Origin of the sequence: Collimonas fungivorans (assembly GCF_001584145.1) — a bacterium.
Lineage (GTDB): Bacteria > Pseudomonadota > Gammaproteobacteria > Burkholderiales > Burkholderiaceae_D > Collimonas > Collimonas fungivorans.
Genome location: NZ_CP013232.1, coordinates 3,652,957 through 3,673,557 on the forward strand (window position 1 = coordinate 3,652,957; position 20,601 = coordinate 3,673,557).

At 60.6% G+C, this 20,601-nt stretch carries 17 protein-coding genes; 7 read left to right on the forward strand and 10 right to left on the reverse strand.

The annotated features are described in order from the left end of the window. From CFter6_RS15615 to CFter6_RS15635, 5 genes are all read right to left on the reverse strand, one after another. Positions 1-939: an ABC transporter permease subunit gene (locus CFter6_RS15615; RefSeq protein ID WP_061540712.1), complete on the reverse strand. Its 939-nt coding sequence runs from the start codon at positions 937-939 to the stop codon at positions 1-3. Continuing rightward, the gene (locus tag CFter6_RS15620) at positions 936-1,946 is read right to left on the reverse strand and encodes an ABC transporter permease subunit (RefSeq protein WP_061542395.1); all 1,011 of its coding nucleotides are present in this window, start codon (positions 1,944-1,946) and stop codon (positions 936-938) included. Before CFter6_RS15620 ends, CFter6_RS15615 begins: the two co-directional genes overlap by 4 nt. An 85-nt stretch (positions 1,947-2,031) precedes the next feature. Next, on the reverse strand, positions 2,032-3,639 hold the full coding sequence (locus CFter6_RS15625) for an ABC transporter substrate-binding protein (RefSeq protein ID WP_061540713.1): 1,608 nt from the start codon (positions 3,637-3,639) through the stop codon (positions 2,032-2,034). 110 nt (positions 3,640-3,749) lie between these two features. Then, positions 3,750-5,138: an aminopeptidase P family protein gene (locus CFter6_RS15630; protein WP_061542397.1), complete on the reverse strand. Its 1,389-nt coding sequence runs from the start codon at positions 5,136-5,138 to the stop codon at positions 3,750-3,752. Positions 5,139-5,326: 188 nt separating this feature from the next. After that, entirely contained in the window at positions 5,327-5,941 is a 615-nt protein-coding gene (locus CFter6_RS15635; protein ID WP_014006674.1) for a helix-turn-helix domain-containing protein, read from the reverse strand. A 356-nt stretch (positions 5,942-6,297) separates the two neighbouring features. Here CFter6_RS15635 and CFter6_RS15640 point away from each other — a divergent pair, with 356 nt between their 5' ends. The 5 genes from CFter6_RS15640 (at position 6,298) to CFter6_RS15660 (ending at position 10,723) form a co-directional block, all read left to right on the forward strand. Next, positions 6,298-7,134, forward strand: a complete 837-nt coding sequence (locus CFter6_RS15640) for a transporter substrate-binding domain-containing protein (protein WP_061540714.1) — start codon at positions 6,298-6,300, stop codon at positions 7,132-7,134. A gap of 14 nt (positions 7,135-7,148) precedes the next feature. Further along, complete coding sequence (locus CFter6_RS15645) at positions 7,149-7,817, forward strand: amino acid ABC transporter permease (RefSeq protein WP_061540715.1); 669 nt, start codon at positions 7,149-7,151, stop codon at positions 7,815-7,817. A gap of 14 nt (positions 7,818-7,831) precedes the next feature. After that, the gene (locus CFter6_RS15650; RefSeq protein ID WP_167351403.1) at positions 7,832-8,590 is read left to right on the forward strand and encodes an amino acid ABC transporter ATP-binding protein; all 759 of its coding nucleotides are present in this window, start codon (positions 7,832-7,834) and stop codon (positions 8,588-8,590) included. Positions 8,591-8,618: 28 nt separating this feature from the next. After that, a complete protein-coding gene (locus CFter6_RS15655; RefSeq protein WP_082814818.1) occupies positions 8,619-9,914 on the forward strand; it encodes an NAD(P)/FAD-dependent oxidoreductase in 1,296 nt (431 codons plus the stop codon). 62 nt (positions 9,915-9,976) lie between these two features. Then, positions 9,977-10,723 (forward strand): aspartate/glutamate racemase family protein, encoded by a 747-nt coding sequence (locus tag CFter6_RS15660; RefSeq protein ID WP_082814819.1) that lies wholly within the window; start codon positions 9,977-9,979, stop codon positions 10,721-10,723. Between the two features lie 43 nt (positions 10,724-10,766). Here the strand turns inward: CFter6_RS15660 and CFter6_RS15665 are convergent, their stop codons facing one another. The 3 genes from CFter6_RS15665 to CFter6_RS15675 form a co-directional block, all read right to left on the reverse strand. Next, positions 10,767-11,207: a transposase gene (locus CFter6_RS15665; protein ID WP_082814820.1), complete on the reverse strand. Its 441-nt coding sequence runs from the start codon at positions 11,205-11,207 to the stop codon at positions 10,767-10,769. Positions 11,208-11,231: 24 nt separating this feature from the next. Next, positions 11,232-11,447: a hypothetical protein gene (locus CFter6_RS15670; RefSeq protein ID WP_061540718.1), complete on the reverse strand. Its 216-nt coding sequence runs from the start codon at positions 11,445-11,447 to the stop codon at positions 11,232-11,234. Positions 11,448-11,805: 358 nt separating this feature from the next. Further along, complete coding sequence (locus CFter6_RS15675; protein ID WP_061540719.1) at positions 11,806-14,901, reverse strand: autotransporter domain-containing protein; 3,096 nt, start codon at positions 14,899-14,901, stop codon at positions 11,806-11,808. 365 nt (positions 14,902-15,266) lie between these two features. On the opposite strand from CFter6_RS15675, the gene CFter6_RS15680 reads away from it, so the two are divergent. Together CFter6_RS15680 and CFter6_RS15685 are read left to right on the forward strand one after the other, a co-directional pair. Continuing rightward, positions 15,267-17,030 carry a hypothetical protein gene (locus CFter6_RS15680; protein ID WP_061540720.1) on the forward strand — a complete coding sequence of 588 codons (1,764 nt, stop codon included), beginning with the start codon at positions 15,267-15,269 and terminating at the stop codon, positions 17,028-17,030. A 14-nt stretch (positions 17,031-17,044) separates the two neighbouring features. Next, positions 17,045-17,581 carry a hypothetical protein gene (locus CFter6_RS15685; RefSeq protein ID WP_061540721.1) on the forward strand — a complete coding sequence of 179 codons (537 nt, stop codon included), beginning with the start codon at positions 17,045-17,047 and terminating at the stop codon, positions 17,579-17,581. A gap of 65 nt (positions 17,582-17,646) precedes the next feature. Here CFter6_RS15685 and CFter6_RS15690 read toward each other — a convergent pair whose 3' ends face one another. Then, positions 17,647-18,054 (reverse strand): STN domain-containing protein, encoded by a 408-nt coding sequence (locus CFter6_RS15690; RefSeq protein ID WP_061540722.1) that lies wholly within the window; start codon positions 18,052-18,054, stop codon positions 17,647-17,649. Positions 18,055-18,141: 87 nt separating this feature from the next. After that, entirely contained in the window at positions 18,142-20,520 is a 2,379-nt protein-coding gene (locus tag CFter6_RS15695; RefSeq protein WP_061540723.1) for a TonB-dependent siderophore receptor, read from the reverse strand. Positions 20,521-20,601: the final 81 nt, after the last annotated feature.

The following is a 20,601-nucleotide window of genomic DNA, read 5'->3' on the forward strand; positions in this document are numbered from 1 at the left end:
TTATCGTTTCAGTTTCGGGTCGAGCGCATCGCGCAAGCCGTCACCCATCAAATTGAACGCCAATACCGAGATCAGGATCGCCAGGCCGGGGAAAGCCACGACCCACCAGGCGCTCTGGATGAATTCCATGGCGCTGGCCAGCATCGAGCCCCACTCCGGCGTCGGCGGCTGTGCGCCCATGCCGAGGAAACCGAGCGCGGCGGCGTCCAGGATGGCGGAAGAGAAACCGAGCGTGGCTTGCACGATCAAGGGCGCCAGGCAGTTGGGCAGGACGCAGTTGAACATGATGCGCAAGGTGCCGGCGCCGGCGATGCGCGAGGCGCTGACATAATCGCGCGACATCTCGCCGATCACCGCGGCGCGCGTCTGCCGCGCATAGTGCGGCAGCATCACCACGGCAATCGCATACATCGCGTTCATCAGCCCTGGCCCGAGGATGGCGACCACGGCGATCGCCAGCAGCAGGCTTGGCAAGGCCAGCATGATATCCATCAGGCGCATGATGGCGACCTCCACCAGGCCGCGGAAATAACCGGCCAGCAGGCCGAGCAGCACGCCGGTGGTGAGCGACAGCGAAATCGACACCAGGCCGATCAGCAGCGACAGGCGCACGCCGTGGATCAGGCGCGACAGCATGTCGCGGCCGACCGGATCGGTGCCGAGCAGGAACTGGCTGCTGCCGCCTGCCTGCCATACCGGCGGCACCAGGGTCGACTGGCGGAACTGTTCGATTGGCGAATGCGGCGCGATCACATCGGCGAACAAGGCTGCCAGCACCATGGCGATGATGATAGCGAGGCCGATGACGGCGCCGCGGTTCTGGCTGAAATAACCCCAGAATTCGCGTAGCGGATGCGGCGGTGCGGCCTGCTTGGACAGTGTTTGCAAGGCAGGTGCGGCTTCAGACGTAACTTCGGGCGTAACGGTAGCGTTGTTCATGAGCGATGGCGAATACGTGGATTGATCACGCCGTACAGCAGGTCGACGGCCAGGTTGACGAGGATGATGGTGATCGCCGACAGCAGGATGCCGCCTTGCACCACCGGATAATCGCGCCGCTGGATCGCTGCCACCAGCCACTTGCCGATGCCGGGCCAGGAAAAGATGGTTTCCGTCAGGATCGCGCCGGCCAGCAAGGTGCCGACCTGCAGCCCGACCACTGTCACCACCGGAATCAGGGCGTTGCGCAGGGCATGCACAGCCACCACCCGGGTCCGCGAAAGGCCTTTGGCACGCGCGGTGCGCACATAATCTTCACGCAAGACTTCCAGCATGGCCGAGCGCGTCATGCGCGCGATCACGGCCAGCGGGATGGTGCCGAGGGCGATGGTAGGAAGGATCAGGTGCGACAGTGCGGACTTGAACGCGCCGCTATCGTCCGACAGCAGGCTGTCGATCAGCATGAAGCCGGTCACCGGCGGCACGTCGAACAGGATATCGATGCGGCCCGAAACCGGGGTCCAGCCCAGGGTCACGGAAAACAGCAGGATCAGCAGCAGCGCCCACCAGAACACCGGCATCGAATAGCCGGTGAGCGAGGCGCCCATCACGGAATAATCCAGCACGGTATTGCGTTTCAGGGCGGCCAGTATGCCGGCCGGCAAACCGACGATCAGCGCAAACAGGATCGCGCAGAAAGACAGCTCCAGCGTCGCCGGGAACAGCGTCTTGAATTCGCTCAGCACGGAGGTGTGGGTCATGATCGACATGCCGAGGTCGCCCTTGAACAGGTTGCCCAGGTAGTTGAAGTACTGCATGTAGATCGGCTGGTCGAGACCCAGGTCGTGCGCCATTTGCGCATAACGGGCCGGGTCCATGCCGCGCTCGCCGGTCATGGCTTCGACGGCGTTGCCTGGTATGAGATGTATCAGCAAAAACACCAGCAGCGTGATGCCGAGAAAGGTCGGAATGACCAGACCGACACGACGCAGGAGAAATCCAAACATTGGCGTTACCTGTTCGATGAAAGAAAACATTGTAGGGTGGGCACCTGTGCCCACCCTACGCGATGGAACAAAATCAGGCCGTGGCTTACTTCGCCAGGTCAACCTTCTCGAAGTGGTGATGAGCGAACACCGCCATCTTGAAGCCGATAACTTCCTTGCGCACCGGCGTGAAACGGACCGAGTGGGCCAGGTCTATCCATGGCGCTTCTTCGTGCAAGATCACCTGAGCCTGCTCGTACAGCTTGGCGCGTTCATCCTGCTTTGGCGTCAGCTTGGCTTTCTGGATCAGCGCTTCGTAGTCCTTGTTGCACCAGCGTGCGGTATTGCCGCCGCCCTTGACGCCTTCACAGCCCAGCAGCGGCGCGAAGAAATTGTCCGGATCGCCGTTGTCGCCCGACCAGCCGAACATCATCGAGTGCTGGTCGCCCTGCTTGCTGCGCTTCAGGTACTCGGTCCATTCGTAGGTGGTGAGCTTGGTCTTGACGCCGATTTTCGCCCAGTCGGCCTGGATCAGCTCGGCCATGCGCTTGCCGTCCGGATTGTAGGGACGGGTTACCGGCAGGTACCACATCTCGACTTCGACGCCGTTCGGGTAGCCGGCCTTGGCCAGCAATTCCTTGGCCTTGACCGGATCGTAGGTGTAGTCCTTGATCTTGTCGTTATAGCCCCACAGCGTCGGCGGGATCGGGTTCTTGGCTGGAACGCCGGCGCCCTGGTAAACGGTCTTGAGGATGGTCTGCTTGTCGACCGCCATGTTCAGCGCCTGGCGCACCAGCTTGTTGTCGAACGGTTTTTTCTCGACATTGAACGAGATGTAGCCGATGTTCAAACCCGGCTTGGTCATCATGGTGACGGCCGGATCGGCTTTCATCAATTCGATGTCGGCCGGTTTCGGGTACGCCATTACCTGGCACTCGTTGGCCTTGAGCTTGGCGTAGCGTACCGAAGCGTCAGGCGTGATGGCGTAGATCAGGTTGTCCAGTTTCGGCCGGCCGCCCCAGAACGCATCGTTGGCCTTGTAGCGGATCACCGCGTCTTTTTGATAGGACACGAACTGGAACGGCCCGGTGCCGATAGGTTCGCGGTCGATCACTTCAGGCGTACCGGCCTTCTTCATGTTGTCGGCATACTCGGCCGACAGGATGGACGCGAAATCCATGCCGAGGTCGGCGATGAACGGCGCTTCCGGATGTTTCAGCTTGAACACGACCGTGTTGTCGTCGACTTTTTCCACCTTGTCGATGATCTTGTCCATGCCCATGTCCAGGTAGTAACCAAAGCTCTGCCCCGCGGCCAGCTTGTGGAACGGATGGCTGGCGTCGCCCATGCGGTTGAACGAGAACAGCACGTCGTCAGCGTTGAAATCGCGGGTCGGCTTGAACTTGGCGCTGCTATGGAACTTGACGCCCTTGCGCAGCTTGAACGTGTAAGTCAGGCCGTCATCCGACACGGTCCAGGATTCCGCCAGGCCCGGGATCGGCTTGGTGGTGCCCAGTTCGAATTCGACCAGGCGGTTGTACATCGGCACCGACGACGCATCGAAGGTGGTGCCGGTAGTGAACAGTTGCGGATTGAAGCCCTCCGGGCTGCCTTCCGAGCAGAACACCAGGGTCTTGGCCGCAGCCGCATAACCGGCAGTGGCGCACAGGACGGCTAGCAGCGCCGCCTTGGCGATCAATTTTCTTTTCATCATAGGTCTCTTTCCTTAGGTTATGGTGAAACTGATGCATTTAACAACGATTCACAAGGGGAACACAAGTTTGAATGTAAAACGCTTGCCGCAACTTTGATTCAGGCCTCCACCTAGGCCGCCATAAAGGCTTCGATCTCGGCGCAGGTCTTGGGAATGGCCGGGCCCAGCACTCTTGCGCCCGATGCAGTTACCAGCACGTCGTCTTCAATCCGGATGCCGCCGAAATCCATGTATTCGACAAATTTCTCGTAGTTGATCAGCGTGCTGTGGCGCGCTTCCGCCTGCCAGCGCTGGATCAGGGCCGGGATGAAATAGATGCCCGGCTCCACCGTCACCACCATGCCTGCCTGCAGCGGCTTGGCCAGGCGCAGGTTGCGCAGGCCGAACAGCTCGCTGCGGCTGACGCTGGCGTCGTAGCCGACCCGGGTCTCGCCCAGGCCTTCCATATCGTGCACGTCCAGGCCCATCTGATGGCCCAAGCCATGCGGGAAACAAATGGCGTAAGCGCCGGACTCCACCACCTGTTCCGGCGTGCCGTTAAAAAACCCGAGTCCGGACATGGCCGCAACCATGTGGCTGGCAGCCTGCTTGTGGACGTCAAGATAAGAGACGCCCGGCCGCATGGCGCCGATGGCGAGCTGCTGCGCGGCCAGCACGATTTCATACAAGCTGCGCTGGCGTTCGCTGAAACGGCCGCCGACCGGAAAAGTGCGCGTGATGTCGCTGGCATAACCCAGCAGGCTGGAGGCGCCGGAATCGTTCACCACCAGGTCGCCTGCCTGCAAGCGGTTCTTGTGGTCGCGGTTGTGCAGGATCTCGCCGCTGCGGGAAAAAATCATCGGATAAGCATTTTGCAGGTCATGGCTGCGCATGATGCCTTCCATCGCCGCCACCACCTGATATTCATAGGTATCCGCCTTGGCTTGCCGCATGGCGGCGACGTGCATGTCGCGCGTCACGCTCAGGGCGTTTTCTATTTCCGCAATTTCCTCGTCGCCCTTGATTTCGCGCAAGGCGATCACGGCGGCCATCAGGCTTTCGGAAGCGCCAGCCTTGCATTGCGCAGGCGTGCAATCGAGCAGGCCGGCCAGTTCAAGTATGGTTTCGCCGCGATAAGGCGGCAGGTAGTGGATCGTGCGGCCCTGGCGGCGCGCCTGCGCCAGCACTTCGGCCAGCTGCTTGTATGGCTGCACCGCGGCGATGCCTGCCGCTTCGGCGCGCTGCGCAAAAGAACTTTGCGGTCCGACCCAGATCACGTCGTCCAGGCTGGGATCGTCGCCGAACAGGATTTCGCTGTCGGCCTCGATATCGATCAGCCCCGCCAGGTCAGGCTGGTTCAAGCCGAAGAAATACGAAAACGAAGAATCCTGGCGAAACCAGTAATGGTTATGCAGGTAGTTCATGGAGACATCGGTATTGCCCGGAAACAGCAGCAGGCCGGAAGAAAAGCGCTGTTTCAGCTGCTGCCGGCGCTGGCTGTAGACGGCCGGCTTAAACATCGCGGCCTCGCGCCTGGTCCGCATCGAACATCTGCCTGATTGATTCTTGGTGCATCGTCACTCCATTCCGCTGTCATTGCCAAGGTCTTTGTCGACCTCGTGTCTGGCGCCTGCAGCCGGGGCAATATATATGTTTTCACAATTTACAAAACAACAGCAAAAACCATGCCACGGACCTGTCCTGCGTCTCAAAAAAATTCGGTGCCCCGTAATAACTGTTCCTGCTCCCGGCACGCAGTCGATTGCGGGCCGTCGAACAGCGCCACGGTGCCGACCCAGATCACTTCAGCCACCTGGTTTTCGTGCGGCAGCGATTCGATGCTGTGCGGGATATTGGCGTCGAAATGCAGGCTGTCGCCGACACTCAGCACATAGCTGTCTTTACCTACCGTGTAGCCGACCTGCCCGCTCAGCACGAAGATCATTTCATCGCCTTCGTGCGACACCAATTCCGATTTGTAGCCGGCCGGCATGGTGAACTTCACCGAATGCACCTGGCTGCCGGGGAATACCGTCGAGAGTCGTTCGTATTTGACGCGGCCGCTGGCCACCGAGTAGGGCTGCCGCTGGCTGCGGTAGGTATCCGGCCGCAATTGCGCCGGTTGTTTGATCAGGTCGCCGATCGTCACGCCGAGCGCCTTGGCGATCACCACCAGCGAGGTGATGGAAGGACTGGTCTGGCTGCGCTCAAGCTGCGAAATGAAGCCCGCGGTCAACCCGGTTTCGGCCGCGACCTGCACCAGTGTCTTCTTGACAGCATGACGCCGCGCGCGGATCGAGCTCCCCAGCTGTGGCATTTCCATTGTTCCTGTCTCCGGCCCGTACCTTGTCGTATCTGGTACTTGTTTGTTACTTGTTTATTACTTCCGCATCGAACCGCGCCAGGCGTTAATTCAACAGTAACTTTTTAATATTCAGCACCAGCGCCGCAGCGTCCATTGCAGCTACAGTTGTAACGGAAACAGCGGCGGTCAGGCGTCGGAAATTATAGTCACACTAAAATTTGAGTCAAGAACCTTTTTCAAATTATCTTAGTACACAGGCCTTGATCTTGCTTGGGGATGAGGGGCAGCGGGCGCATTTTCGGATGACTTTCAACTTCAAAGCGGGTATTTTCAACTATACCTTTTCCAGCCAACCCTGATTCAAGAAGGCAGACATGCATATCAATCGACGCAATTTCATCGCCCAGGCCATTGCCGTTGGCTCGCTAGCCGCGGCCAGCCCGGTATTTTCCCAGGAACCGGAATCGACCGCCGCCAGGATCAAGCGCACCGGCAAGCTGCGCATGGGAGCCATCAACGGCGCCTCGCCGTATTTCACCAAGGACCTGGCAAGCGGCGAATGGAAGGGTTTCATGGTGGACCTGGGGCGTGACTTGGCGAAATACCTGAAAGCCGAAGTCGAATGGGTGGAAACCACCTGGGGCAACGCCGTGCTCGACGTGCAGACCAACAAGATCGATTGCCAGCTCGGCATGGCGCCCTCGCCGGCGCGGCGCGAAGTGGTCGATTTTTCCGCGCCGATTTTCCAGAACTACAACACGGTGGTGGCCAGGAAGGGTTTTAACTTTGAGCGCTGGGAGCAGCTCAATTCACCTGCCGTCAAGGTCGCAGTCGATGTCGGCTCCAGCCACGACCAGCTGGTCACCAGGATATTGCCGAAGGCGAGCATATTGCGCTTCGAAACCTCGGCCGCCGCCACCATGGCGCTGCAATCCGGCCGCGTCGACTGCCAGGTGCTGGTCATCCTGCTTTCAACCGCCCTGCTGACCAAGCTGCCGAACGTCGGCCATATCGTATTCCCGTCCCCCGACGAAACCAACCCGACCAATGTCGGCATCCGCAAGCAGTCCGACCAGGCATTCACCAAATCGGTGAATGCCTGGCTGGAAGAAGCCAGGGCCTCAGGCAAAGTGAAAAGCACCATCATTTCCAATATGCAAACGCTGGTCGGCGTACCGCCGACGGCATTTCCACCCCAGGTTCACTTTTAAGCTGTGAGGCAGGCATGTATCAGTGGGATTTCCATACGCTTTGGCAATACAGGAACATCATATTCACAGGTTTTGGCTACACGGTAGGCTACACCGTCATCGTCGTCATACTGGGGCTGCTGGTCGGACTGATCACCGGGCTGTGCCGGCTGTCGCCGAAGGTATATATATCCGGGCCATTCCGGGCTTATGTGGAACTGTTCAGGTGCACGCCGGTACTGGTGCAGCTGATCTGGTTTTATTATGCGCTGCCCATCTTGACCGGCATCGAACTGACGCCGGGCATGGCGGCAGTGCTGTCGCTGACCTTGTACGGCGGCGCCTTCTACTCTGAAATCATCCGCGGCGGCGTGATTTCCATCGATCCCGGGCAATCGGAAGCCGGCATGGCGCTGGGCATGACCCAGTTCCAGCTGATGCGGCGCGTGGTGCTGCCGCAAGCGTTCAAACGCATGACGCCGCCGCTGGTCAGCCAATCCATCATGCAGCTGAAGAATACTTCGCTGCTGTCGGTGCTGGCGGTGCCCGACCTGCTCTACCAGGGGCAGATCATTGCCCACGACACCTACCGCCCGCTGGAAATCTATTCGCTGATCGCCATCCTGTATTTCGCGATCTTGCTGCCGGCGACAATCCTGGCCAAGCGGCTCGAAGTCAAGGTGTCCGACGGCCGGGGAGCATGACCATGGACAACCCAATGATTTCAATCAGCAACCTTAAAAAATGTTTTGGCGATAACACTGTCCTGAAAGATATCTCCCTGCAGATCGGCAAAGGCTCGGTAGTGGCGATGATCGGGCCTTCCGGTTCCGGCAAGTCAACCCTGCTTCGCTGCATCAACCTGCTGACGATTCCCGACGCTGGCGTCGTAAATGTCGGCGGCCAGTCGATCATATTTGACGGCAAGCAGACAACGCTGCCGAAAGCGCGCGACCTGGCGAAATTCCGTTCCAAGACCGGCATGGTGTTCCAGCACTTCAACCTGTTTCCGCACATGACGGTGCAGCAGAACGTCATGGAAGGCATGGTCACTGTGCTGAAGATACCGAAGCAGGAAGCGCGCGCCGCGGCCGACGCCCTGCTGCAGCGGGTTGGACTGAGCGACCGCGCAGACGCCTATCCAAGCATGCTGTCGGGAGGACAAAAGCAGCGGGTGGCGATTGCCAGGGCTCTGGCCATGAAACCCGACGTCATGCTGTTCGACGAAGCCACTTCCGCGCTGGACCCTGAACTGGTGGGCGAAGTGCTGAACGTCATCCGCGCGCTGGCGGCGGACGGCATGACCATGATCCTGGTGACGCATGAAATCGCGTTTGCAAAAGAGGTGGCCGACCAGGTCATTTTCATGCGCGACGGCGTCGTGGTCGAATCCGGGCCGCCAGCCATCGTCATCGACGATCCTGTGCAGGAAGCCACGCGCAGTTTCCTGTCGCGCTTCAAGAACAGCGGCCACTGAGCGTGGCGCCGCCTTTGAAGGAAGCACCTTGAATCCAATCGACAACCAGCCCGCGAAGCTGCCCACCCCCTTGCGCGTGGTGGTCATCGGCGCCGGCATTGTCGGCGCCGCCTGCGCCATCGAATTGCTGCGCGACGGCCACCAGGTCACCCTGGTCGATCCGGGCGAACCCGGCGGCGCGCAGGCCGCCAGCTACGGCAATGCGGCATGGCTGAGCCCGGCTTCGGTGGTGCCGATGTCGATGCCTGGCCTGTGGAAAAAATTGCCGGGATATCTGTTCGATAAAAACAGCCCCTTGACCATCCGCTGGAGCGCCCTGCCGTCGCTGCTGCCATGGCTGGCCAGGTTCATCTGGGCCGGCGCCAGCGTGGCTCGGGTCGAAGCCACCGCCCGGGCGTTGTCCGCCCTGCTGCGCGATGCGCCGGCACGGCATCGCGCGCTGGCGCAGGAAGCCGGCGTGCCCGACCTGATAATCAGCCGCGGGCTGCTGTATGCCTATCCCGACCGCGCCGCCTTCGAAGCGGAAGCGCTGGCCTGGCGCTTGCGGCGCGACAATGCGGTGAGCTGGAAGGAACTTGATGCGCAGGCAATACGCGAGCTGGTTCCCGAACTGGACCACAGGTATCAATTCGCCATCCTGCTGGAACAAGGCGCCAACTGCGCCGACCCGGGCGCCTATGTGGCAGCGCTGGTGCGCCATGCGCTGGGCCTGGGAGCTTCCCTGCATCAGGCCAGGGCGACCGGGCTCGACCTGCAGGACGGCCGCTTGCGCGCCGTCCTTACCGACCGCGGTCAACTCCCCTGCGAGCGTGCCGTGATTGCCGCCGGCATCCACTCCAAGGCGCTGGCCAGGTTGGCGGGCGACAAGGTCGTCATGGAAAGCGAACGCGGCTATCACGTTGTCATAGAAAATCCGCCCTTCAAGCTGGCGTTGCCGGTGATGCCGGCGGACGCCAAGACCGGCAATACCTCGACGCTGGCCGGCTTGCGCATTGCCGGCCAGGTGGAGCTGACCAGCTTGCAGGCGAAGCCGGACTGGAGCCGCACCGACACCCTCCTGCGCCACGCGGCGGCGACCTATCCGGCGCTGGCAGCGTCGATCGGGACAGCATCCATCCAGCGCTGGATAGGACATCGGCCGTCCACCACCGATGGCCTGCCGGTGCTGGGGCCGGCGTCCGGTTGCCAGGACGTGATCCACGCTTTCGGGCACGGCCATGTCGGCCTGGCGTCGGGGCCGGTTTCCGGGAGGCTGGTGGCCGACCTGATATCCGGCCGCGCACCTGTTGTCGATCCGGCGCCCTACTCGGTAAAACGGTTTTAGAAACATCGAATTCTCAGCTGCCGCAGATTCGGCTTAAACTTGCATCAAACTCGGGAGAAAACATGATTGTTCGCGGCGGACGCGCCACATATGGGGAGAGTGTCGGCATTCTTGTGCTGGATACGAAATTTCCGCGCATCCCGGGCGATATCGGCAACGCCACCACATTCGACTTCCCGGTGCGTTACAAGGTCGTGGCGGGGGCAAAAGCAGAGCAGATCGTTGCTGCGCCCGACCGGGCGCGCGCGCTGCTGCCGGCATTTATCGAAGCCGCCAGGGAGCTCGAGAACGACGGCGTGCGCGCCATCACCACCACCTGCGGTTTCCTGACCGTAGTCCAGGATGAAATTGCCGAGGCTGTCAGCGTACCGGTCATTACTTCCAGCCTGTTCCTCGTCCCGCTGCTGAGGCGCATGCTAGGCCCCAGGCGCAGCATCGGCGTGGTCACCGCCGACGCCAACAGCCTGTCCGCCGGCCATCTGCGCGCGGCCGGCATCGACCCCGGCTGGCAACTGATTATCAAAGGAATGGAATCGCGCCCGTCGTTCGGAACCATCCTGGGTACAGGCAGCGATCCTGACCATGCGCTTGACATCGACCAGGTCAGGCGCGAAGTGATGGAAACATGCCTGGCCATGCAGGCCGAAGCGCCTGACCTCGGTGCGTTCCTGTTCGAATGCACCAACCTGCAGCCGTACGCTGCGGCAGTGCAAGCCGCCACCGGACTTCCCATCTTCGGCATCTATCATGTCGTCAACCTGCTTCACTCCGCCGCGGTGGCGCCTGGTTTTGCGCAAGGCTACCTGTAATCTCAAGCCTGGCCGCCGGCAGAGATGCCGTGGTGCATGATCCTTACTCGCGTACCAGACGCAGCCAATGCAAGGTCGAATCATCCTCCGCCGGCAGCGCCGACCTGAGGCCGCCGAGCTGCTTCATGGCAGCGTCATAGCTTGCCTGGCTGTCTGTCTTGTGTGACCTGTGCTCGATTCTCTTGCACCATTCATCACCAAAGACAGCGATGCGTTCAAGCATCATGCGCAACTCCTGGTCATCTTGCATCTGCGCCGCCAGGCGACGCCATACTGCATTTTTATTCCAGCGCAGAAAACGCATGTAGGTGGTATTCCACTTGCCGAATCGCAGCGGCAAATCGTGCCAGAGGCGGTGTCCGGCCGAAATCCACAGGACGGCATCGATAAACAGGCGATTATTGTGCGCCTTGGCGCCACTGTCCCCTGCCCTCCCGGTCATCAGAGGTTCCAGCTTTTCCCATTGGGCATTTCGCAGTTTCATAATGAAAATGGCCTCGCGCCGGCCCTATTTATCCCGCTTTGCCGCGGCTTCGCGCTGGAGCCGGCGGTTTTCCTGGCAGCGATAACAAATCCAGCGCCGGGTCTTGTTGCACTCGACGAAATCGCCGTCGGCTGCGGGTACCTCGCCTTGATGGTGCGCACAGAACCGCCTGCCGGTGGCGTTTGCGGCGGCCTGGGTCACCAGCACCAGCCGGTCCGACCGCTGTGAATATGTGCTCATTGTTGGTCTCCTTTCCCAAAAACGACTTCAGACAAATCTTTCGCTGCTGCGCCGCTCGCGACAGTTCCACGGCGCCGGCAGTTAGAGACGTCCACTAGAGATGCCCGTCCAAAACAAAAAAAGGGCCACATTGTGGCCCGACGAGTCATGAACGCTTTTCCGATGCGGCTTGCCGCATCCGGCGCCGCAACGCAGGGAAGCACCGGCCACGCAACAAGGGAGACGCCGTAAGGCTGGATTGCTGCCGGTTGTCGGGGTTTTTCATGTGCAGGCACTCGCCGACTGATCCTGCGGGCACTCACCGCTTGCGCGGAGCCGTGCCCTGGCTGTCATCAAATCTTTCCTTTCGCATACATTGTTACCAGGTGTACCGTGCTCCCACGGCAAGCCCCTGATCCTGGCCATGTGCCGCGATATCTCCGGTGTAGTCGACCAGGACTGCCCAGGCCCCGGCCTGGCGGGCCACCACCCCAAAATTGAGCTGGAGATGATTGGGACCGACCTGCGGCCCGCGCACTTCGAATGTCCCGGCCTCGGGAGCGTTGGTGAAGCGGTTTGTAAAATATCCATCGCGGTTGCCGAATGCGCGCTGCACCAGGATGCGGGCATGCGGAGTCCAGCTGGTGGGATTCACGGATTCTTTCGAAACCAGGGTAAACGTCTTGGCCAGCTGCAGCCCGGCGCCGACCCGGGTATCGGTCACCTGGTCGGCATGCACTGACAGTGCGATAGCCGGATCCGTGGCCTGGTCGCGGAAATCGACGCCTGACAGGCGCACTACATCAATGGCCGGCAGGATCGGCTGCCACACCCATCCTCGCTGGTCTTGCAGGGTCCAGCCGTGCTCCACATGCAGCGACAAGGCGTTGCCGCTGTTGCGCGCCTGGGCTTGTGCGGAAAAAGGCAGTTGCGAGGCGCTCAAGTCAACCGAGCGCGTGGCGGTGCTGGACAGATGCGTCGCTCCGGCAGAGGCGTCCAGGTAATGGCGGTCGGTTGCGTAGCGCAGGTAAAGGCGGCCGTCGATGGCGTTGGTTTGCCCGCGGTAGCCGTTGCCGACGCCGTTCACCGAAAGCGTGCCGTAACCGAGCGAGCCGCCCCAGGTCAGGCGCTCGCCGGCCCGCCGGTCCAGGCCCAGCACCAGTCCTGAGCTGTCTTGCCGCCAGGCCGACATCTGGTCCTGTCCGCTCAGGTGTCCGTAGTGACCGAACACACGGCCCCAAAGATTGGTGTCGCTCGCCGGAGCATCAGGTTTCGCAACGGGGTCGTCGCTGCCGCCCAGATAGCTGAGCATGCTGGAGGCGTCGACGGCATGGCCAGGTCCGCCGGAATTGAGCGGCATCGCTGCTGCAATGGCAGCCGTACCCTGCCGCTCGGCGGCGCGGTCGGTCGAACGCAAGTGCTGGGTCAGGGCCGCGCCGAAGTCGTTGATCAGATATAGCGAGGCGGTCCGCTGGGCGGCATAACCGGCGCCTTCGATCTGTTGCCGGGCCTGCGCCGCCTGGGCATTGGTGGAAAACTGCAATCCGCCCAGCAGCGGCGCCAGCGCCGAGCCGCTTTGCTGGGAAGCGGAGCTGAGGGCGTTGCCCAGGCCGCAGCCTGCGCGGTTGCAGAACGCGGACTTGCCGAGAAACGCTTCGTCGGCGCTGAGTGAAATGCCGTCATCCTTCTGGGACACGTGGAAACTGATCACGGAATCGTCGAAAGGATGAAAGGCATCCGTGGCGGGGTTGACATCGTAGCCGGCCACGGGCTGGCCTTGCGCATCGGCGCGGACCAGGTGCGCGAAGCGGTTAACCACGATGTTTACATTGGCGGGAGCCAGGCCATTCTTTTGCGCCTGCTGCAGCTGCGCCCGGAAGCCGGAAGAATAGCCGACCAAAGCGTACGATTGAGCGGTGCGATAAAAGCCGGGAGTCATATGCAGGGCAAGTTGCGCCGTACTGGAACGGATACTCAGCGCACTCATGGAAGTATAGCTGCCGCCATCGTAGAGGCCGAATCGTAACAAGGCAGGCTGCCCGGCCTGGCCAGGCGCAATATCGAAGGCCAGCGCCGAATAGTCATTCAATCGGGGATTGCCGCTCCAGTCGATCCCTTTTCCGGTCGGATGCAGGACGGCGCGATCCATGAAATTCATGCGCGCCCACAGCTGGGACTCACCGAGCTGGCCTTCACCTTCAAGGGCGCTGCGCCCGTAAAATGTGTTGACCGGGATGTCAAGGATGCCGCCTCGCAGATGCAGGGCGCTGTCCTGCATTACCAGCGCATCCATCGCGGTATGTATTCCCTTGGGCAGGGTCCATTGGGAGTTTACCAAGGTCATGAAGCCAAATGAATCGCCGGTCGATATGCCCGACGTGTCGATCAGCGGCGTCGCGCTATATTTTACGAAGGCCCGGATTGCCTTGTTGTAGTCTGAATTCGGATCGGCGCGCTGGCTCTTGGCTTCATCAGGATCATATTGGCTGGGGTCGTTGTAGACGGCATTCAGGCCCTGCGTGAGCGCCTTGACCCGGTCGGCCGGGCTCATTGCGTTGTATATGCTCCGTTCCTGGTCAACCAGGTCGATCAGGTAGGGCACGCCGCTCAGGGCCGGAGCGGATCCCTTGGGTAAATAAGCTCCCAGGAGATTCCAGTTGGCCAGCCAGCCGACCAGCGTCGTATCTATCTTTTTAGCGGCAGGGTCATACTTGTTGGCGTAGTTCGGATTGATGTTGCCAGACAATGCCTGCCCCGTTATGGTTACAGAGTCTACGGTCGTTTCAGGCGTATGCTGGGTGACGAATCCGGTGTTGTAGACATCGTCCTTGGGATAGGCCTTGTACTGTTTCGGATTGGCACAGTCCGGGTGGCACCAGAACACAGACGGACTTTTGCCGGCGGCCGGATCGAATAACCTGGCATATGCGTTGCCATGGTCGCTGAAGGCATCGTCCAGCAACTGAGCGTCCGTGGCGGCAAGGTTGCCGTTGGCGATCGCTTTCAGAAAATACTGGTAGAAAGAAGTGTTCCGGCTGGAATCCAGATAGCTATCATGAGCGCCGGTCATGCCGTGGATGCCAAGAAAGTGACCGCTGTTGATATCGCCAGGATTAGGCTGGTCGAGGTTCGAAAAGGCGCGCACCGCGCCGCCCGCAAACATCATGGTGCAGGCCGAGATGCAGTAGCCGGAGAAGACTGTCTTCAGGCCCTGGCGCCGCGCCAGGTCGCCAACGTCGTAACCGCCGGTTACGGAGCCGCCGTTCGAATTGCGCATCACCAGCGTATCGATGACCCGTCCCTGGACGCGCAGCCGGGCCAGGTAGTCCGCCAGCACGTAGCCATCCGAAAACACCACGTCGCCCGACAGGAACACCTGGTTCCCGTGCACATGCATGTCCATCGCATAGGCATGGTGTAGGCCCGCCTCCATGCCCAGCGCCCCCAAAATGGCCAGCAACAGCTTGTATTTCATACCCTCTATCCCCTCACGTGTATACCAGTGTCCTAACGTCCCCACTAGAGATGCCCGTCCAGAATAAAAAAAGGGCCACGCTGCGGCCTCATGATCCCGAAACAGCCTCACAAAAAAACCTGCGCAGGCCTGGCCCCTTTTTTTATCTCGCGGGGCAGGTTAACAAGGCCTGCCGGGACCATCCTCCACAAGAGGGATTTCGCGGCGACTGATTGCTCGCTTCTCAACTATCAATAAGGAGTCATGCATATGTGCGGAAACAGAAAAATGCCAGGTTCGGCAAGAGACGTCTTTGATGCCGGCGGTACGACAGAACCGGCGCCGGCAGTTGAAATGAATGTTTCTTTCAACTATCAAGGATAGACATGACAGAACACATCGAACTGAAAGGCAGCCTGGCAGCCGCCACGCTCGCTACCCTGTTTCTTGTCGCCGGCTGCGGCGACGGCAGCAATACAGGCGCCGACGCCCTGGCAAAACAAAACCAGAATGTGGATGCGATCAAGCCGCCGGCCCAGAGTTCGGCGACCGCCGCCGCTGTCTCCGGAAAGATCACCTATGACTTTGTGCCCGCGGTCGCCAGCAAGGACCAGCAAGGGCGTTGGCAAGCCAAGCTCGACTATGCAAAAACCGTACAAAAACCGGCCCGCAATGTCGTGGTCGAACTGATCGACGACAAGACCGGCAAGGTATTGCTGTCGGCCGAAACCGACGTCCAGGGCAGCTATGCGTTCCAGGCGCCGCTCAATACCGCCGTCCGCGTGCGCGCAAAAGCGCAGATGCTGCGCACAGGCGGCGCCGGGCCAAGCTGGAATTTCGCGGTTCGCGACCACTCGTCGGCAGGTTATGGTGTATCGACCAACGGCGCCTCTCTGTTTGCCATGGAAAGCGCCTCCTTCAATAGCGGCAAGCAAGCCAGCATCCATGACCTGAACGCTGCTTCTGGATGGGATGCCACGAAATCGACCTATGCGACATCCCGCTCCGCCGGACCGTTCGCAATTCTCGACACGATCTACAACGCCAGCCATAAAGTACTGGAGGCCGATAAAAATCTCGCTTTCCCGCCTCTTAACGTCTTCTGGAGTCCGGGCGACACGGATGGCACTTATTTCGGCAGCGAGAGCGGCAAATCCAATTCCAGAGGCTTGCATATACTCGGCCAGGCAGACGTCGATACCGACGAATACGACGCCGGCGTGATCGCCCATGAATGGGGACACTATTTCCAGGCCAGCTTCTCTCGCGACGACAGCACTGGCGGCAGCCATGGACAGGGCGACTTGCTCGACATGCGCCTGGCGTTCAGCGAAGGCTGGGGAAATTCGTTTTCCAGCATGGCGCGCAATGATCCGATGTACGTCGACACCAATGGCAAGAGCCAAGGCAAACGCGCGGTAGTTTTCAAGGTCGACGATATTCCGGCCGACGATCCGAAAGCCTGGTTTAGCGAAACGGCGGTACAGTCTGTGCTGTATCGCCTGCACCAGTCGCCGGACATCGGTTTCGGCCCTATCTACCAGGCCATGGCGGCGCAGAAGACATCGCCGGCTTTCACCAGCCTGTTTTCATTCGCAGCCTCGCTGCGCGGAAAAATCAATGCGGCCGGCCAAGCCACGCTGGATAGCCTGCTGACTGAGGTCAATACCATAAACAAGGACAATCTGGACATGTTCGGTTCCAAACAAGCGAACCTTCCAGCGTCTATTATTGCTGCCAACAAGGATTTTGTGCTGCCGGTCTACACGCCTCTTGATGTCGGTTTGCAAATCGCGGCCCAGACAGTCGGCAAGGAAAGCACCGCTTGCAACACGACTGCATACGACCCGGGCAACAATTACAATAAACTAGGCGTATATCGCTATTTGCGTTTCAGCGTCGCGGAAAAAGGCAAATATCGGCTACGCATCGTTCCCGACCAGGGCCTGGCGCCTTACCTCCAGCTTTATAGCAAGGGAACGGAACTGGCTGGCGATACCGTCAAAAATCAGCTCAGCGAAGACCCGAATCATCCCGGCACTTATTATGCGAACTATGATTTGCCGGTGCAAAATGACTACGTAGCCACACTGACCACCGTGGGCGATGCTCCAGGATGCTTTAAGCTCCTGCTCACCCAAGTCAAATGAAAGGGAGAACAATCATGAACATCAAAAACATCCTGGGCAATAGCATGTTGGTCCTTGCAACCGTTGCCTGCCATGCGCAAAGCACTGTCGCCAAACCGCTGCAGCCCGTTGTTCCTGGCAAGGCAGCTGCGAAAAGCCAGCAGCCCGACAGTAAAATCGGCGCGCCGGTCAGCGTTGAACTGGTATCCAGCGGCGCCACCAGCAAGAACGTCACGTTGCCGGTGCAGCTGCAATTCAAGACCGACCAGCCCAACACCCCGCTGCAGGTGGAATACCGCGGCAATGACGGCTTGTCGCTTGTCACTCTCGGCACCGCTACGCTGATCAGCAACCAGCAAGGAATCGTCACCGATACGCCGAACGTGCGGGCAGCGGCTGACGGCGTGTACGACCTGAACGTGTTCGTCACGGTCGGCGAACGCACACGGGCAGTATCGATTCCGGTCACCGTGGGCAATGCCAAACCTGTGAAGAAAGCTGCGGGCAAGGCCATGCGCACGCCGCAAGGCGAAGACCTGACGATCATGCCGGCACAAGAGAAGTCGCACTGAACGGCGACGAACCGTGCCGGGGATTGATGCACCGCCGATCAATCCCCGGCGAAATTCATCAGCGCCTACTCAGGCGGCCGGATGGCAGCAGGCGCGGTTTCATGGGTGTATGGTGAGACCGACGCAGGCCTTGGCTCTCTCCCTCGCAACAGGTATCCCCGCTCCGCCTTCTCCACGCTTTCCAGGCCGGTACCCTGCAATAATCTGGCAAATGCTTCCGTAAGCGGGAAATTTCCTTCCAGGCCCGGGCTGCATTTGTTCCGCACCGACTCTGGCGCATAAGCAATCGAAATGCCTGCCGTCGCGGCAAACAGGGCCAGCTTCTGGCTCAAGGGCCCGGCTGCGATGGCGTAGCTGCGCCCGGCTTCAAAACCGGCGGCAGGCAGCACGCTGGTCACGCGCATCGATAGAGCCGCCGCCAGCAGCAAACCCCACACCTTGATAGTCGCATGTCGTGCGCGTTGGAAGGTCATGCCATGTATTCTCTTGTTTGCTCATCGCTAAAGCACCCTTACTTGATTGCCCCGCGAAACAGGAAAAAAGGCCAGGATTTTCCGAAGTCAGAAATTGTAGCGGCCGGTCAGCACGACGGTGCGTCCCTGTTCAAAACCGCTGCCTTCCGGAATGCTGGCGAAGCTGCCATACAGCTTGCGATCGAAGATGTTCCTCATGCCGAGCGTGAGCGACCATAACCTGGATTTGTAGCGCAAGTTGGCGTCGGTGCTGAACTGGCCTCCCATGTAGTCGTCGTTGATGTTGCGGTAACCGCCGCGGCTGCTCATTCCCAGGCCGTAGCCCCAGCCTCTCCAGCCGGGGCTCTGCAGATCGTAGCTGCTCCAGAAACTGGCCTGGTGGCGCGCCACGCGATCCACCGCAAAAGAAAAATCGGACGGCTGCCCGGCCTTGAATCCGGTGTAGCTATAGGATGCAATCAGATTCCAGCCCGGCGCCGGGCTCCCAGCCACGTCCAGCTCCGTGCCGTAGCTGACAGTGGGCGGCAGCGATCCCAGCAACCGTGTGACGCCGGCATCGTCTACCTCGCCATACAGGACCTTGGAATGGGTCGCGCGGAACGCCGACGCGGTAAGCAGCAATCGCTCGCCGAACAGGTTGAGCTTCAATCCCGCTTCGATCGATTTGCCTTCGGTCGCCGGAAAATTATAGATTCCCGCCGGGCCGCCGTTGGGACCGGGCCCTGAAGCCTGCGCCTGCAGCACAAAACTCTTTTGCTGGTTAACGTACACCATCATGCTGTCGGTCAGCTGATATGCCAGGCCGATGTTGTAGACCGGCTTGCTGCGCGGATGCAACGCGGTGTCGTCGCCGCTCTGCGCATCGATGCTGTGCGACCAGGCCTTGGTATAACCGAGATTGGCCAGCAAATGCCAGCGCCGCCAGCTCAGCTGGTCTTGCAAGAACCAGTTGCTGGTGTTGTAGCTCTGCGAGGATGAATCCGGCCACGGGGCCAGGCTGGACTGGGAAACTTCCGGCAGGCTGTCCGCCGACAAGGAGGCCATGACAGAATCGCCGATTTCGATCTGCGGCGCCGCACGCCAGCTATGGTGAAACGCCACGCCGGCCAGCACGACGTGTTTTACGGGCCCGGTAAAAAAACTGCCACGCACGCTATTCTCGACATTCCAGCCATAAGACGTCGCCTCTCCCGCCTGCGGCTGGCAGCCGCGCATTGCCGCACCGCTGCTGTCAGCCTTGCTTTGCGCGCAATAGTAAGACTCGAAGGAGACCTGCGTCTTCATGTAGTTGCCCTTGCTCTGCCAGCTCCAGCCGCCACCCAGTTTCTGCTGCAAGTCGTAGCTGGCGCCGAGGCTGGTGCTGCGGGTGCCGTCGTCAACCGCACCCAAGGGGCCGAAGCCGCCGCTCGCATGCTGGTTACGCTGGTAACTCAGGCCGACCACCGCAGTGGTATCGCCGTGACTAAAACCAAGCGACGGCGCGGCATACACCTCGCGCTCGCTGTCATAACGGCCGGTTGCGTTCGGGTCGCGGTTACCGGACAGGATCAGCCGGTGCGTCCATGCTTGATCTTCCGACAAGGCTCCCGCGAGGTCGAGCGTCATCCGCTGATGGCCATAGCTGCCGGCTTCCAGCGTCAGCTCGCGCACCGCTTCGGCTTGCGGCCGCTTGGTGATGATATTGGCCAGGCCGCCCGGCTGCATCTGGCCGTTGGCGATGATCGAATCGGCGCCCTTGAGTACGTCGATCCGCTCGATAGCCGCCAGCGGCGTATGCAGCGGCGAGCTGGCGTTGTCGATGGGAGAAGGCCCCTGCTCCAGGCCGTTGATGCGGGACGGCGCGGCAAACCCGCGGATATAGATGGCTGAATCGACGCCGCGGTTGTAGATATTGACACCGCTGACGTCATGCAAGGCATCCAGCAGCGATTGCGCCTGCTGGCTGGCCATGACGTCCTTGGTCACCACCTGCACCGATTGCGCGATCTCGGACAGCGGCGTATCGCCGCGCGTAGCGCTGCTGCTGCTGGCAGCGGCAAATCCTTGGGCCGGCTCAGGCGCTTCCGTGGTCCCGGTGACCGTCATTGCCATCAGGAGCGTATCCTCTCTTGCAGCGGCTTTCTCGGCCACCGCAGCAGCAGAAGCAACAGGCGGCGCCGGCGGCGTGACCCGCAGCAGGTATCCGCCCTCCGCCTTGGCCGCTGCTTCCAGTCCGGTACCGTTCAGCAGGCGAGCCAGCGCTTCAGCGACCGGATAACGGCCGGCCAGCCCCGGGCTGTATTTGTCTTGCAGCAGGGCCGCATCGTAGGCAAGCGAAATGCCAGCCTTGACGGCAAACACCGCCAATGCCTGGTTCAGCTTGCCGCCGGCGATCGAATAGTCTTTTGCCGGCTGCCCCGCTTGCGCCCATGCTTGCTGAGGAACGATCGAACCTGCGGAAACCAGGAAGCAGCACGCGACGTGCATGCGGATTGCCGTCGATAACGGCAAGGTCGTTCCGGAAATCCGCCGCCGAGAATTTTGTAGAACCATGCCAATTGCTTTCTC